Genomic DNA, 14,836 nt, shown 5'->3' on the forward strand with positions numbered 1-14,836 from the left:
CATACCGCGCCCGATCAGCTTTGTTCCGCAGGGATCTGCCGAAGGGTGAAGAATTCGCGACGCTTCGCCCAGCCATCGGTGATGCGGCTGATCGGCATCTCCACGAGGAGATAGCAAAGCGCCCCGGCAACCATCGCGACAAGAATGCTCAATATCACAGCCAGCACCGGCGTATGTATGCCCAACCGGCCCAGAACATGTGGTGACGCTGGAGCGACCAACGGGTGGACGAGATAAAGCGAATAAGAGGCCGCACCCATGAACAAAGCGAAGCGCGGCATGCGCGGGCCCAGAACAGGTTCAAGCGCGACCGCCCCGGCCACCACCACTCCTGCCGCCAGCGTGGTGAGCAGGGACCCGACTAGCCCCGGCACAATCGGATGCAACCATGGCACGAAGAGCCAGCCCAGCCCCGCCAGCGCCGACAGCGCCGCCACCGGAACCGGCAGCGCTTTACCCTGCCCTACCCAACCGGCAAGCACCATGCCGGCCAGAAAATCCAGAATGATCGGGTCGCTCCAGAACAGCAGTTCGGGCGGCCAGTCGGGCGCATGCAGCAGCGAAAGCCCCGAAAGTAGCACCAACACCGGTGCGATCAGCAGCAGCGGCCTGATGCGGATCAGCAGGGCTAGCGCAAAAAGCGCATAGAAGAACATCTCGAAATTGAGAGTCCAGCCGACACCCAGCAAGGGCTTGATCTCGCCATCAACATTGACGGCGGGAATGAACAGATAGGAGCGGATGACATAGCCCCAGTCCACCTTGGCATGCAGCACCACGGCAGGCGCCGCAAGTAAGGCCACCAGCTTCACGCTCGTCACCAACCAATAAAGCGGTACGATGCGCAAGATGCGCTTCATCGCAAAAACCTGCGCGCGCCGCGCCGCGCCGATCAGCCGCTGCGAGGAGACCACCATCACAAAACCGCTGATGACAAAGAACAGCCGCACGCCATTGGCACCCAGCGCAAAGATGGCGGTCGAAGCGTCCAGCCTTTCATGCGTATAGAAGGTGGAATGCACCCACACCACCATGAAGGCCGCTAGAAAGCGTAGCGCCTGAACGGTATCAAACTTGCCCCTGCTATGGCGGTTGGGGCTGGGGGCATCGTTCATCACGTCACTCACCTTGCGCAGACGAAACCGTCTTGGCTTCTGGGCACGGCCACCACCTACCGGCAGGGCGTGCACGGCATTTGCCCTTACTGTAGCACGACGCGGTCTATGGCAGCGCGTGCTTTCTGTTTCCATTCCGGAATGCGCTGGCCCAGCAGGGCCTTGATATCGGCCTCATCCTTCATGAGCGCATCCAGATGGCCCCAGAGCGTATCATGTTTCACTTCGGGCGTGGGCAGCACATAGCGGGTATCGCCCAGCAAGTCGCGATTGATACCCAATGCCTTGACGCTGTAGGCGATCGAGCAGGTTGGCACCAGCTGCGAAAGCGAGGCCACCGTGGCATGGGTACGCGCACCGATGAAGTAGCGGCATTTACCGATGGCATATTTCAACTGCACTGTGTTCAAACCATCGGGCAACAGCCTCACTCGCCCATTGTCAGGCATGGTCGCCAGCAACCGGGCCATGTAATGCCGGTCGCTATTTTCGCCCGAACCATCCAGCGGGCCAACATGGGGCACCAGAACGACATTCATCCCGGTCTTTTCCAGAACGCTGGAGATGAAGCGGACGATATCCGCATCAAAGGCCGCCTTCGATTCCTCGCTGCCGCGCACATTCCGGACGATGGGGCTGACATTGAGCCCCACATAATCCACACCGGGAACAAAGATATCGGCATCGTCCCAGGGCTGCGCCGTCATGGTGAAAGCAGGGTCAGCCACCAGTACGGCATCCGCGACGCCCATCGAGCGCACATAGTCGAAAGAAGGCGTCTCACGCACGCTGATCGTGCGATAGGCGGCCAGATGGCGTCGCATGCGCTTTTCGACATCAGGCTTCTTTGAAAAGGGCCCGACCGAAGCGGCCAGCAGATGCGCGGGCTTGCCGACCTTAACCGCTGCCTCAACCAAGCCGGCCCAGTGATAAAGGCTGAACACGCCGTAATCAAGGGAGACAATATCGCCGCCTGTCATCAGCACCGCATCGCACTGGTCCAGCAAAGTGCGATAGGCAGCATTGAGCGGATAGGCTGGCGGATGACCAAAGCCCAGCATGGGCAGGGCGCCGGTCAATCGATTCCAGATCTTAAGCGGCGTGGAAAAGGCCGGAACATCGACAAATTCAATGCCCTGCTCGGCCGCATCTGGCCACTGGCGCGCATCGCGAGCCCTGTTCTCGCTGGGGCACAGGAAGCTGGCATCAGGGAAACGCTCGCGAATCAGCGCAGTGGTGGAACGCACGAGAGCCTCGCAACCGCGATTACCCATGGATGTTTGACCGAGATAGAGAAAGCGCACAAAAACCCCCAACATAAGATCAGAACCGCTTCGACACGCCCGCGCTGTCAACAGCCACGAGCCACGCTTTGCCAGCAACCTAATCCGCGCGTGCTTTTCAGGCACAAAGCGGCCAATCGCGTTCGCCATATAGTCTCTAGAACGAGACAGTCCACTGCATCACTCATTGCCATCAAGGAACAACATTCGATGCAAATCACTCATAACAGGTTAGCTCGATAAAATTGCTTCTCGAACCGTGGACGAACCGCTTCGAGCGAGGTAAACAGTAAAAATACGTAGATAGCAATTCTCATAGTGCTGCGCTGCAAAAAAAAACGTAACAATACACTTCCACTGGAGACGCCCCGCCTTTATCCGGTAACGGACCATCGCATTTCGAGGGGGCAAGCTAGGGCGGTCGAGCCACCAAAGGAGCATGTAACGCTGCGACAACACCCTTACATGCCGAGGACGTCAGGGCTATATAGCGCCTCAGCGGGCCCTTCATTGCTAGAATTCGCTTAAACTCTCAACAGTCGGCTGTTTCATGAAGCATTTTAAAGCAATTGACGGAATTCGTGCTTGGATGGCCTGGTGGGTGGTGTGCCAACACATGCTTCAGGTCGCAGGCATTCCTTCACAGATCCAAAATTTTGGAATCCGCTTCCTGACGATGGGCGGGATAGGGGTGATGGTGTTTGTTATCATTAGCGGTTTCGTTATCCAGAACATGCTGGAGCAAAAAAATGAACCCTATAAGGTCTACATCATCCGGCGTCTATTCCGAATCTATCCGCTTTACATCATCGCGCTAATTTTAGCGCTGATACTGCGGGAGTCCTACGCCACCTATTTCGTATACACCCCTTGGGCAGAGCCTTCTGCTGCAGCCGTTTTTCAGGATCAGCAACAACACTTGCAGATCCATATCGGCTTGCACATCCTGCTACTGCAAAGCGTTGTCCCCGATACTCTTCTGAAGGGCTCCAGCCTTGCTCTACTGGGCCCGGCATGGAGCCTGTCACTTGAATGGCAATTCTATCTGGTGGCACCTTTCCTAGCGGCACTCGCCTTCCACCGCGCAGTTCTGGTCCGCGCGGGAGCCTGCACCGCTATGGCCGTAGCCCTTCTACTCACATATCGGGTGATCGGCACGGAAAACTGGGCTTATCCGGCCTTTTTACCGCTGGTAGTTGGCTATTTCCTTCTGGGCATGGCCACCTGCCGCAAGCTGCACGGCTCAAGTTGGGCATCGCTCAGCCCCCCACTTGCGCTTTCGGCGCTAAACATTGCTCTGTTCACACCGGCTTATGCATATGGAAAAGCAGGCCTTTCCTTGCTACCGATCGCGATTTGGGGCGCAGTTATCTGGCACGTCGCACGGACCAAAGAGGTTGGCCCCAAGGATCTGGCGGGCAAGGTCATGTCACTCCTTCTAGAGAGCAAGATCGCCAACAATCTCGGGTTGTGGTCCTACTCGACCTATTTGCTGCATATTCCGTCGTTCACTGCGGCCCTGTACGTCGCTCAGGCATCAGGCATCAAGTTAACCCCTTATCACCGGCTTGGGGTCACTTTGCTGACCTTGCCAATCATCATTCTGTTATCAAGATTTACCTATCGCAGAATTGAAGGTTCCGGTTCGCGCCTAGCCAGCCTGATGCTATGTGGGCTCAAAACCCGCACTGCCACCACATGAACGAAAGATCGGAATAGGTATTTATATGCATATAATTACTACGATTCCGTTGACAAAGCTTTCGCCACGGTCAATTGATGCTGCATTGCAGAACGGCGCATGGCTAACTAGAGAGGCTCGAATTGCTCGGCCGAGAGAGGCAAAGCGGGGTAGTGCAATTCCTCTGACGTACTAATTTGGCTTCAACCTGCTATGGCATGGCGACCTTGAGTAACGGTTGGAAGAGCGAGCACAACGCATGGCCGGATATGGTTAGCTACCGATCTGGTCAATCGCAGAGCCTTGATCCACCGTCTGAACATCGCCCCTGACCACGCGGCAGCAAGGCGGAATACATTTTGTCTGAGGCATACCCCGGACATACTGGAGCATGGGATACCATGGAGTTCAAATCCTTCAATCTTGCGGGTCCGCTGGAAATCATCCCCACCAAGTTGGGGGACAAACGCGGCTATTTCGTCGAAACTTTCCGGGAGGACAGTTTTCGCAAGGCTGCTGGCTCGGTCAATTTCGTTCAGGAAAACCAGTCGCTCAGCGCGAAGGTCGGCACCATTCGCGGGCTGCATTTCCAGACGAACCCCATGGCTCAGGGCAAGCTGGTGCGCTGCGTCTCTGGCGCCATTCTCGATGTGGCGGTGGATCTACGGCATGGTTCGCCTACCTATGGTAAATGGGTCACCGCCGAACTGACCAGCGAAAAGCTGAACCAGCTCTGGGTGCCGGCCGGTTTTGCCCATGGCTTCTGCACCCTCCTGCCCGACACGGTCGTCAGCTACAAGGTCACTAATTACTACAGCCCCGAGAATGACAAGGGCGTGCTCTGGAACGATCCGGCCATCGCCATCACCTGGCCCGATGTGGCCGATGCGGAGACCCTGTCGGGCAAGGACCGCGTCCAGCCACTGTTGAACGATCTTCCCGTCTATTTCACCCTGGAGGGCTGAACCCATGCGCATCATCGTCACGGGCGGCGCCGGTTTCATCGGTTCGGCCCTGGTCCGCTATCTCGTGCTAGAAAAGGGCGACGAGGTTCTAACCATCGACGCGCTGACCTATGCGGGCAACATGGCTTCGCTCAAGGTGGTGGAGGACAATCCGCTCCACAGCTTCCTGCATGCCGACATCTGCGACCGAGCCGCAATGGACAAGGCCATCACTGAGTTCAGGCCCGACCGTATCATGCATCTGGCCGCCGAAAGCCATGTCGACCGCTCGATCACCGGGGCGGCGGCCTTTATCCAGACCAATGTGATCGGCACCTTCACCCTGCTGGAGGTCGCGCGCGCTTACTGGAACACGCTGGAGAACGAGCCCAAGGCCGCCTTCCGCTTCCTGCATGTCTCCACCGACGAGGTCTATGGCTCGCTGGAAGGCGGGCTGAACGGCAACACGCTGTTCCGTGAAGACACGCCTTACGATCCCTCCTCGCCCTATTCTGCGTCGAAGGCTTCCTCAGACCATCTGGCCAAGGCCTGGATGCGCACATACGGCCTGCCGGTGGTGGTGTCGAACTGCTCAAACAATTACGGGCCCTATCATTTCCCCGAGAAGCTGATCCCGCTCACCATCCTCAATGCGCTGGCAGGCAAGGAACTGCCCGTCTATGGCGCGGGCGAGAACATCCGCGACTGGCTCTATGTGGAAGACCATGCCCGCGCGCTGGACATCATCGCCGCCACGGGTCGCATCGGCGAAACCTACAATGTGGGTGGCCGCAACGAGCGCAAGAACATCGATGTGGTGCGCCGCATCTGCCACGTGCTCGACCGTCTGGTGCCCGGCGACAGCCCGCGTGAAAGCCTCATCCGCTTCGTCACCGACCGGCCCGGTCATGATGCGCGCTATGCAATCGACGCCACCAAGCTGGAAGACGAGCTAGGCTGGCGCGCTCAAGAGAACTTCGACAGCGGCATCGAGAAGACTGTGCATTGGTATCTGGACAATAGCTGGTGGTGGCAGCCCCTGCGCGAAGCCTATGACGGCGAACGCCTGGGGCTGATCGCCGCGACAGCAGGCGATGAGGCCGTCGCGCCATGAGGATCGCCGTTACTGGCAAGGTCGGGCAGGTCGTTTCCAGCCTGATCGAGCGCGCGGGCGACAGCGTAGAGATTATCACGCTGGGCCGCCCGCAGGTCGATCTAGCCGATGCCGCCACCATTGCTCCGGCACTGGCGGCGGCAAAGCCCGATGCGGTGGTTTCCGCCGCGGCCTATACGGCGGTGGACAAGGCCGAAAGCGAAGCCGAACTGGCCTTCGCCGTCAACGCGACTGGCCCGGGTGCCCTGGCGCAGGGGGCGCAGGCACTGGGCATTCCGATAATCCATATCTCCACCGACTATGTATTCGACGGTACCAAGCCCGAACCCTATGTCGAAAGCGATCCGGTCAAGCCGCTGGGCATCTATGGCGAAAGCAAGCTGGCAGGCGAACAGGCCGTGCTGGCCGCCGCGCCCGATGCGGTGATCCTGCGCACGGCATGGGTCTACAGCCCGTTCGGCGCCAATTTCGTCAAGACAATGCTTAGCGTGGGCGCCGTGCGTGACGAACTGGGCGTGGTGGACGACCAGCACGGCTGCCCTACCAGCGCGCTCGACATCGCCGATGCCGTGCTGGCCATCGCCGCCCGGCTGGTGGGCGATCCGGCGGGCAGTGCGCGCGGCGTCTTCCATCTGGTAGGCAGCGGCGAAGGATCATGGGCTGATATGGCGCGGGCCGTCTTCGATGCCAGCCGGGCCCTTGGCGGGCCCGATGCCGTGGTCAAACGCATCGCCACCGCCGATTACCCCACGCCCGCCGCGCGCCCGGCCAATTCACGGCTGAATTGTGCGCGACTGGCCCAAACTTATGGATTGCGCCTGCCCGACTGGCATACATCGCTCGATACGGTGGTGCAGCGGCTGATTCAGGCCCCCAACTGAGGAGATCGCTACGTGAAGGGAATTATTCTGGCTGGTGGCACGGGAACGCGTCTCTATCCGATGACACTGACGCTCTCCAAGCAGTTGATGCCTGTCTATGACAAGCCGATGATCTATTATCCGCTTTCTACGCTGATGCTGGCGGGAATACGCGATATTCTCATCATCACCACGCCGCATGACGCGCCCGCCTTCCGCGGTCTGCTGGGCGATGGCAGCCAGTGGGGCCTGCAACTGACCTATGCCGAACAGCCCGAGCCCAAGGGGCTGGCGCAGGCCTATACCATCGGCGCCGATTTCATTGATGGCCAGCCTTCATGCCTGGTGCTAGGCGACAACATCTTCTTCGGCCACGGCCTGCCCGATCTGATGAGCGACGCGCGCACCAGCCTGAGCGGCGCCACAGTCTTTGCCTATCACGTTTCTGACCCCGAGCGTTACGGCGTGGTGGAATTTGACGCCGCCAAGCGCGCGGTCAGCATTGAGGAAAAGCCAGCTATTCCCAAGTCGAACTGGGCAGTGACCGGGCTTTATTTCTATGACGCCGATGTGGTGAACATCGCCGCCAACATTCACCCTTCCGCCCGTGGCGAGCTGGAAATCACCGATGTGAACCGCGCCTATCTGGAAAGCGGCAGACTGAGTGTGAAAGAAATGGGGCGCGGCTTCGCTTGGCTCGACACCGGCACGCCCGACAGCCTGCTAGAGGCGGCCGAATTTGTCGCCACGCTTGAAAAACGCCAGGGCATGAAAATCGCCTGCCCCGAAGAGATCGCCTTCCGCCACGGCTTCATTGACGAAGCTGGCCTGGGTCGCGCGATCACCCGCCTAGGCAAGGGTAATTATGCCACTTACCTCAAGAAACTCGCTCAGTCCGGCAAGATCATGGCATGAGCCTCGACACGCTGGACCGACTGCTGGAGTCCCCCATGGAAGAGATCGCAACGGCAAGGCATGTCAACATTCTGGGCATTCGCGGCCTTCCAGCCGCACATGGCGGCTTTGAAACCTTTGCCGAACGCCTGGCGGTGTACCTCCACCAGCGCGGCTGGCAGGTTACAGTCTATTGTCAGGGCAGCGAGACCGGCAAACAGTATGAAGACATTTGGGAAGGCATCCGCCGCATTCATATCCCCACCAGGTTAGATGGGGCGGCGGGCACGATCGAGTTCGACTGCAAGGCAGCAGCCGATGTGCTCAAGCAGCCCGGCAATATCCTCACGTTAGGCTACAACACCGGCTTCCTCTGCAGCTGGCTTGCCGCCCGGGGCCGCACCAATTTTGTGAACATGGATGGGCTGGAGTGGAAGCGGGCCAAATATGGTCTGGGCGCCAAGACCTATCTGTGGGTCAATGAACGGCTCGCGGCGCATGCTGGCACAAAGCTTGTCGCCGACCATCCGGCGATTGCCGACCATCTGGCCACGCGCGTTTCGCGCGATCGCATCGTCACCATCCCCTATGGCGGCGACGCGGTTTTTGACGCCGATGTGACCCGACTGGCTCCGCTGGGCTTCGAGCCGGACCGTTTCTTTACGCTGATTGCTCGGCCCGAGCCGGAAAATTCAGTGCTGGAAGTGGTCAAGGCCTTCAGCGTCAAACCCCGCGGCATGAAGCTGGCGCTGCTGGGCAAATACAGTAAGACCGTGCCCTATCAGGCCGAGGTTCTGGCCGCCGCCGGTCCTGAGGTGGTCTTTACCGGCCCCATCTATGATAAGCCTATTCTGAATGCGTTGCGCTTCTACTCCCGCGCCTATCTACACGGGCATCAGGTTGGGGGCACCAACCCCTCGCTGGTGGAAGCGCTGGGCGCGGCCAATGCGGTAATCGCGCATGACAATCCCTTCAATCGCTGGGTTGCCAGCGATGCCGGGGTTTATTTCAGCGATGTCGACAGTTGCGCCGCGCAGATTGACCGGTTGAGCGACAGCAAGCTGGCCGGTGAACTGCGCATCAAGGCCCGGGCCCGCTGGGAAGAAAACTTCCAGTGGCCGATGATTCTGGATGCCTATCGCAACCTGCTGATGGAAGGCTGACGCACGGCAAGTGGAGTGAGGGTGGCTGCCGCCCCCTCATCCCACTTGCTCCATCACGCCGCAGTCATCACACTTCCGTCATGATCTTGCGCTCCACACCTAGCTCGGCATAAAGCGCTTCCATCCGGCGGAAATAGAGATCCGTACTGAATTCTGTGCTCGCAAAGCGGGCAGCCTTAGCCCCCATCTCTATGAGCCGTTCGTCAGAGACATCACGCAACTCGCGCAGTACCTGAGCCAGAGCCAGCGCGTCCTTGCTGGGAAAGAGGAAGCCGGTTTCCCCCGGTCTAATCATTTCTGTGATGCCACCGATGTCGGCGCCGATCACTACTTTGCCAAGGCCAAAAGCTTCAAGAACGCTTTTGGGTGCGTTTTCATACCATTCAGCGGCCAGCACACAGGCGCGCGCATTGCTCACGACCGAGAACAAAGCCTCACCCGTCTGTCGCCCGTGAAAAACGACCTGAGCCCCGGTCTCAGCCGCAAGCTCGCGCAGTTTCGGTTCTTCGGGTCCCTCGCCCACCAGTTGCAAAGGCATTCCCGCTGCGGCGGCCGCTTTGATGACAGTGACCAACCCCTTTTCAAAGGACAGCCGACCGAAATAGCAGAGGTAATCGCCCGGCGCAGGCACCTGTTGTAGCGGCGGCACATCGAAATCATTGGGAATGTAGATCAGCTTTTCACGCGGCCAGCCCCATTCCACATGCTTCTCTAGATAGAAACGGCTGGGGCAGATGATACGGTCGAGATATTTGCGGTAATAGCCCATCATGCGATGCACCGCCGATTCCACCGAGATCAGCCCGCTGAGTGCCAAAGACCCATGCATGCAGCGCTTGATGGTGCAGTGCCACACGGCATTGGGCTTGCAATCCTCGCAGATCGCTTGCCCATCATGCATGCGATAGGCCGGACAGAGCAGTTTGAGCTCGTGCGCGGTCAGCACAATCCGGACGCCCCGCTTCTGCATCGCGGGGAAGATGTTGGCCGCCACATGATGGCGCAGAATGTGGATATGCGCGATATCGGCAGGAAAATCATCGAGCAGACGATTGACTGAGCGCACATGATCTGTGGAGTAGATCACCTCCTTGGCGATCGCCACCTTGCGTAAGAGCGAATAATCATGCCCCATCTCGATTTCGGGCACGAAATAGCGCGACCACGGCGTAGGGTCATTCTTGGGATGCTGCATTGCCATATAACCGCAGTCCCAGCCGCGCTGCTCGAACAGGGCGCCGTGCTCAAGATAGACCACATCTGACCCGCCCCTACGATAGTGATAAGCGTTCATATTCAAAAGCTTAGGCATCAAAAATACCTTCCACCCGGAAAGCGTCGCATGAAGGAATTTGCGGTGCGTCGATAAGCCATATTATGCCGCATTGCAAATAGACTCACCGGAGTGCTGCGCATTTCTCACAAGAACGCGCGCCGTTGATCAGGGCACCGCCTCAACCACTAGGGCCACCTTGCGGCCGCCATACACGCCCCGGCCCATCGCAATGGCCAAGGTTTCAAGCTGAATTTAAACCGCCGATGCTAGGCCCAGCGTTCCCGCTATGATCAGGCCCAGGGTGTTGGGAAGATTGGCCGACAACAAGAAGGCAATCATTACCAGTCGGGTGACCGGAATATGGAACAGATAGACCGAATAGCTGGCGGCACTACGCCAGAGCAATGCCCGCACCAGTTCACCCCCTTGCGGTATACAAGCACAGAGGTCACGACGACCATGGTTGCCCCTATGGCGTGGGAATGGTGAAGGCATGGTCAGGCTGGGCAGCCAGAACAGGCATGCCCCCCAGTAGGCTAAGCACCAGCACTGCCGAATAGATCACGGCACGCTGGCTTTCCCCTGTCAACGCCTAGCGGAAAGATAGCCGGCGGACAGAAAACCAACATGGGCGGCAAGATAAATCGCCACGGCGTGCTGCCCTATGTGACGCAGCAACACGCTTCCCCCAACGTCAATAATACGCAGGAAAGGACGACTGCAAAAATCAACTCCGCATTGCGCAGCACGCATAGAAGATCAGTTCAATAGTAAGACCGTCGTCTAATAGCGGGAATTGCAAGCGCCTTCTTGCGCTGGAGGTTGTTTGCCGGGAGCACGGTCGGCTACGCGGTCGATATGGGTCGCCGCATCATGGGGCTTCGCGGAACAGTCCTTCCAATGTATGTCTCGCACGATCCGAGCGGGCTCGAGGTGCAACGGTCTTAACGGAATGGACTAGCCTCCGTCCCGGCAGGGACGCCTCTTCGCGCCTTTGGCGCAGCAGAGCTCGTGAGTTAGGCGGTCGCTGCCTCCTTGTTGAACAGTTCACCGGAACGGAGCATCGCGTGCATGATGACGGCGAGCTTGCGGGCAACGGCAATGGCGGATCGTTTGAAGCCGATCTTTTCGCGCAGTTTCATGCCCCAGTTGCGCAAATCGCTGTTGGCTAGGCTGCGGGTCAGGATCACCACCGCGGCTTCATATAGGAGCGATCGCACATGAGCGTCTCCACCTCGGGAGATATGGCCGCATAGTCAACCTCGCCCGATTGATACCGGCGCGTCGTCAAGCCCAGCCAGGCGCCCACTGATCGCGACCGCTTGAAGTTCGATGCATCCTCGACGGCAGTGAGATAGGCCGTCGCTGTGATCGCACCAATGCCGGGGATCGACATCAGCAACTGACATTGCTCGCTTCTGCGCTTCGGCGAGGAGTTGCTGCGTCAGTCTGGCAGCCTGGAGGCGAAGAGCGCGCCAGGCTTCGAGCAAGGGCAGGATGATCTGCGAGAGTGCGGCGCGGTCAGCGAGGAGAGAGCGAACATGCGCTTCGAACTTGCCGCCCATGCTGCGCGGAACGATGAGGCCGAACGTCTTCATCAATCCCCGGATCTGGTTCGCTACGTGCAGTGTCGTTCGCACGAGTTTCGTTCGAGCTGCGACAAGCGTCCGGGACAGCATGCTATCGAAGCCCTTTACCCGGACTTCGCGGAAGAATCCGACCTCTGCTAGATGCGCGAGCCCGTCGGCGTCATTGGCATCTGTCTTGTTAGCGGCCATGTCGAGCGCAGCCTTGGCGTGGCAGGCGTCGATGCAGATCGCCGGCATTCCTCCTGCGGTCAGGGCATGAAAAAACCAGACTGAAAGCGGCCCGGTCTCGAAGACTACGCGCCTGGCCGCAGGAGCATGCTTGCGGATCAATGCGGCAAGAAGCTGCGGATCCGAGGGGCACTTGCCTCGCCAGACGCGCTGTCCGTTGCGCCTAAAGGATACCGCCGTCTCTTTCAGCGACACGTCCAGCCCGATATACTCGTCCATGGTTGTTCTCCCCGATGTTGGGCCCGGTCACCAATCGAGAGCCCGTTCTTCATCATAGCGGAGAACAACCACCTCTCTTATCTGGCATCCTGTCCATGGTGGTCGCTCCCGCGATTACCCCATGTATGTCCGTCCACGCGCTGAGTGGCTCGCCCTACACTGCGTATCCGAGGGTTCCTCGGAAGGGCCGAGTCGATCCTCATCGCAGGAGGACGAGCCGTGGGATATTCTACAGAGGTCTTCCTCGGAATCGATGTTGCAAAAGCACGGAATGCTGTCGCCGTCGCGGATGAAGAGCGTGGAGGCGAGGTGCGCTATTTAGGCTGACCTGCCCCCCGAAAGATCCCTCATTCTGATGTAGAGTCTGTCCACGAGAAGGAGCAGACGCATGAGGAAGAGCCGTTTTACCGAGGCGCAGATCATCGGGATGATCAAGGAGCAGGAGTCCGGGCTACCGACGGTCGAGATTTGTCGGAAGCATGGTTTGAGCACGACGACGTTTTACAAGCTGAAGGGCAAGTACGGCGGGATGGAAGTGTCCGATGCCCGCCGGCTCCGCCAGCTTGAGGACGAGAACGGCAAGCTCAAGCGATTGCTGGCCGACAGCATGCTCGACAATGTGATCCTGAAGGATCTGTTGGGAAAAGTCTGACGACACCAGGTTTGCGGCGAGACGCGGTGCTCAAGGTGCTGGGGCTCTATCCGATTTCCCAGCGCCAGGCCTGCGTCCTGATCGGTGTCGACCCCAAAACGGTCCGGCGCGGACGCCCGCCGGACCATGGAGCCATCCGGACTGCGATGCGTGAGGTCGCAGGCCAGCGCCGCCGCTTTGGCTATCGCCGGATCGGCATCATGCTGGAACGCCAGGGGATGACCATGAACCACAAGAAGCTCTACCGGCTGTATCGGGAGGAAGGATTGTCGGTTCGCCGCCGTCGTGGGCGGAAACGGGCGCGTGGCAGCCGCACACCGATGCCCGTGCCGCTGGTTCCGGGCGCGCGCTGGTCGATGGACTTTGTCTCCGACACGTTCGGCGCCTCACGCAAGTTCAGGATTTTGGCCATCAATGATGATTGCTGCCGGGAAAACCTGTGCCTAGTGGGTGATACCAGCATCTCGGGCGCTCGCGTGGTGCGTGAACTCGACACGCTGGTGCGCCTCCATGGCAAACCGGCGTGCATTGTCAGCGACAATGGCACCGAATTTACCAGTCGGGCGATCCTGGAATGGGCGGGCAAGAACAAGGTCGAATGGCATTACATCGATCCCGGCAAGCCCCAGCAGAACGGGTTGATCGAGTCCTTCAACGGTTCGCTACGCGATGAGCTGCTCAATGAGGAACTGTTCGACAGCCTGGCCGATGCTCGCCGGAAGTTGGCGATCTGGCGCTACGATTACAATAATGTCCGGCCTCACTCATCTTTGGGCAACCGGACGCCTGCACAAGCGCGTCGAGCCTTCGTGCAGGACGAGACCATCATGCCCGACGCGCTTGTGCAGGCGTCCGGGCCAGCGTATTTAACCCCCAGACTCTCGTTATAATCGAGGGACTGCCGGGGGGCAGGTCAAGGCTAGTTGACCGCTACACCCGAGGCGATGCGACGCATGATACAGCGCCTGGCGAGCCGGCATCAACAGATGCATTTTTGTTACGAGGCCGGCCCGACAGGCTATGGATTGTATAGGCCCTCATTCCCAAACGTGCTGGAGATCGCGTCAAGACGAACCGGCGCGATGCGATTGAGCTGGCAAAGCTGCTGCGCGCCGGGGTGAGGTGGTCTCGGTTTTCTGGACAGGGTGTTAAGCTCATTCCTGAGACAGGAATGGACAGACATGAAAACGACGAGAAAGCGCTACAGCGCGGATTTCAAGGCGAAGGTTGCGATGGAGGCGATCCGCGGTGATCTGACGCTGGCGGAGTTGGCGGCCAAACACGGCGTCCATCACACGATGATCGGCGGGTGGAAGCGCCAGGCAGTTGAAGGGATGGCCAGCCTGTTCGACAGCGGCAATCATGGCGCGCAGGCGGCCGGTGAGGCGGAAATCGAGCAACTGCACGCCAAAATCGGCAAGTTGGTGGTCGAGCGGGATTTTTTGGCGAAAGCGTCGGGTCGATGAGCATCACCCAAAGGCGTTCTATGATCGACCCGACCCATTCGCAGCTATCGGTTGTGTCGCAATGTCGACTTCTGTCGATCAGCCGCTCCGCCTACTATTACGTTCCGGCCCTGGAAAACGCCGAAACGCTGGTGCTGATGGCGGTCATCGACACGGTTTTCATGGATTGCCCATGGTATGGCAGTCGGCAAATGACCCGGCATCTCCAGCGTCTGGGCCATGCGGTCGGGCGTCGGCGTGTGCGGCGTTTGATGGCGCGCATGGGGCTGGCGGCGATCTATCAGCGTCCGCGTACCAGCGATCCGCACCCTGAGCATCGGATCTATCCTTACCTTTTGCGCAATCTGCCTAT

Annotated in this window: 11 protein-coding genes and 3 pseudogenes; 9 read left to right on the top strand and 5 right to left on the bottom strand. The window is 59.2% G+C overall.

Features of this window, described 5'->3' with window-relative positions; translation table 11 throughout:
* Positions 1-14: 14 nt before the first annotated feature.
* Together FHW92_RS24810 and FHW92_RS24815 are read right to left on the bottom strand one after the other, a co-directional pair.
* Positions 15-1,115 carry an acyltransferase gene (locus FHW92_RS24810; protein ID WP_168605977.1) on the bottom strand — a complete coding sequence of 367 codons (1,101 nt, stop codon included), beginning with the start codon at positions 1,113-1,115 and terminating at the stop codon, positions 15-17.
* An 86-nt stretch (positions 1,116-1,201) separates the two neighbouring features.
* Entirely contained in the window at positions 1,202-2,548 is a 1,347-nt protein-coding gene (locus tag FHW92_RS24815) for a polysaccharide pyruvyl transferase family protein (RefSeq protein ID WP_349237753.1), read from the bottom strand.
* 400 nt (positions 2,549-2,948) lie between these two features.
* On the opposite strand from FHW92_RS24815, the gene FHW92_RS24820 reads away from it, so the two are divergent.
* The 6 genes from FHW92_RS24820 (at position 2,949) to FHW92_RS24845 (ending at position 9,054) form a co-directional block, all read left to right on the top strand.
* Positions 2,949-4,100, top strand: coding sequence for an acyltransferase (locus FHW92_RS24820; RefSeq protein ID WP_168605979.1), 1,152 nt, complete (start codon positions 2,949-2,951; stop codon positions 4,098-4,100).
* Between the two features lie 380 nt (positions 4,101-4,480).
* Complete coding sequence (rfbC, locus tag FHW92_RS24825) at positions 4,481-5,044, top strand: dTDP-4-dehydrorhamnose 3,5-epimerase (protein WP_168605980.1); 564 nt, start codon at positions 4,481-4,483, stop codon at positions 5,042-5,044.
* A 4-nt stretch (positions 5,045-5,048) separates the two neighbouring features.
* A complete protein-coding gene (rfbB, locus tag FHW92_RS24830) occupies positions 5,049-6,137 on the top strand; it encodes a dTDP-glucose 4,6-dehydratase (protein ID WP_168605981.1) in 1,089 nt (362 codons plus the stop codon).
* The gene (rfbD, locus tag FHW92_RS24835) at positions 6,134-7,018 is read left to right on the top strand and encodes a dTDP-4-dehydrorhamnose reductase (protein ID WP_168605982.1); all 885 of its coding nucleotides are present in this window, start codon (positions 6,134-6,136) and stop codon (positions 7,016-7,018) included. The genes rfbB and rfbD overlap by 4 nt, the downstream gene beginning before the upstream one ends.
* Before the next feature lie 12 nt (positions 7,019-7,030).
* Positions 7,031-7,912: a glucose-1-phosphate thymidylyltransferase RfbA gene (gene rfbA, locus FHW92_RS24840; RefSeq protein ID WP_168605983.1), complete on the top strand. Its 882-nt coding sequence runs from the start codon at positions 7,031-7,033 to the stop codon at positions 7,910-7,912.
* Positions 7,909-9,054, top strand: coding sequence for a DUF1972 domain-containing protein (locus FHW92_RS24845; RefSeq protein ID WP_246870416.1), 1,146 nt, complete (start codon positions 7,909-7,911; stop codon positions 9,052-9,054). Before rfbA ends, FHW92_RS24845 begins: the two co-directional genes overlap by 4 nt.
* Before the next feature lie 67 nt (positions 9,055-9,121).
* On the opposite strand, the gene FHW92_RS24850 is transcribed toward FHW92_RS24845, so the two are convergent.
* The 3 genes and pseudogenes from FHW92_RS24850 to FHW92_RS24860 form a co-directional block, all read right to left on the bottom strand.
* Positions 9,122-10,366, bottom strand: coding sequence for a glycosyltransferase (locus tag FHW92_RS24850; RefSeq protein WP_168605984.1), 1,245 nt, complete (start codon positions 10,364-10,366; stop codon positions 9,122-9,124).
* Between the two features lie 216 nt (positions 10,367-10,582).
* On the bottom strand, positions 10,583-10,744 hold the full coding sequence (locus tag FHW92_RS24855) for a hypothetical protein (protein ID WP_168605985.1): 162 nt from the start codon (positions 10,742-10,744) through the stop codon (positions 10,583-10,585).
* Positions 10,745-11,346: 602 nt separating this feature from the next.
* A pseudogene (locus FHW92_RS24860) lies at positions 11,347-12,366 on the bottom strand (IS110 family transposase).
* Between the two features lie 388 nt (positions 12,367-12,754).
* Here FHW92_RS24860 and FHW92_RS24865 point away from each other — a divergent pair.
* The 3 genes and pseudogenes from FHW92_RS24865 to FHW92_RS24875 all read left to right on the top strand — a co-directional run.
* Positions 12,755-13,908 (top strand): IS3 family transposase gene (locus tag FHW92_RS24865; protein WP_246870417.1). Its coding sequence is split into 2 segments (ribosomal slippage): positions 12,755-13,013 and positions 13,013-13,908, totalling 1,155 coding nucleotides; the frame shifts between segments, so codons are not numbered across the junction.
* A 33-nt stretch (positions 13,909-13,941) separates the two neighbouring features.
* Positions 13,942-14,135, top strand: a pseudogene (locus tag FHW92_RS24870) (IS110 family transposase); the annotation flags it as partial.
* 64 nt (positions 14,136-14,199) lie between these two features.
* Positions 14,200-14,836 (top strand): annotated as a pseudogene (locus tag FHW92_RS24875) (IS3 family transposase); the annotation flags it as partial.

Origin of the sequence: Novosphingobium sp. SG707, from assembly GCF_012275515.1 — a bacterium.
Lineage (GTDB): Bacteria > Pseudomonadota > Alphaproteobacteria > Sphingomonadales > Sphingomonadaceae > Novosphingobium.

What these genes read in the sequence shown, in the direction of transcription:
- FHW92_RS24810 (WP_168605977.1), bottom strand. Translation starts at nt 1,115, where the DNA reads ATGAACGATGCCCCCAGCCCCAACCGCCATAGCAGGGGCAAGTTTGAT.
- FHW92_RS24815 (WP_349237753.1), bottom strand. Translation starts at nt 2,548, where the DNA reads ATGGCGAACGCGATTGGCCGCTTTGTGCCTGAAAAGCACGCGCGGATT.
- FHW92_RS24820 (WP_168605979.1), top strand. Translation starts at nt 2,949, where the DNA reads ATGAAGCATTTTAAAGCAATTGACGGAATTCGTGCTTGGATGGCCTGG.
- rfbC (WP_168605980.1), top strand. Translation starts at nt 4,481, where the DNA reads ATGGAGTTCAAATCCTTCAATCTTGCGGGTCCGCTGGAAATCATCCCC.
- rfbB (WP_168605981.1), top strand. Translation starts at nt 5,049, where the DNA reads ATGCGCATCATCGTCACGGGCGGCGCCGGTTTCATCGGTTCGGCCCTG.
- rfbD (WP_168605982.1), top strand. Translation starts at nt 6,134, where the DNA reads ATGAGGATCGCCGTTACTGGCAAGGTCGGGCAGGTCGTTTCCAGCCTG.
- FHW92_RS24845 (WP_246870416.1), top strand. Translation starts at nt 7,909, where the DNA reads ATGAGCCTCGACACGCTGGACCGACTGCTGGAGTCCCCCATGGAAGAG.
- FHW92_RS24850 (WP_168605984.1), bottom strand. Translation starts at nt 10,366, where the DNA reads ATGCCTAAGCTTTTGAATATGAACGCTTATCACTATCGTAGGGGCGGG.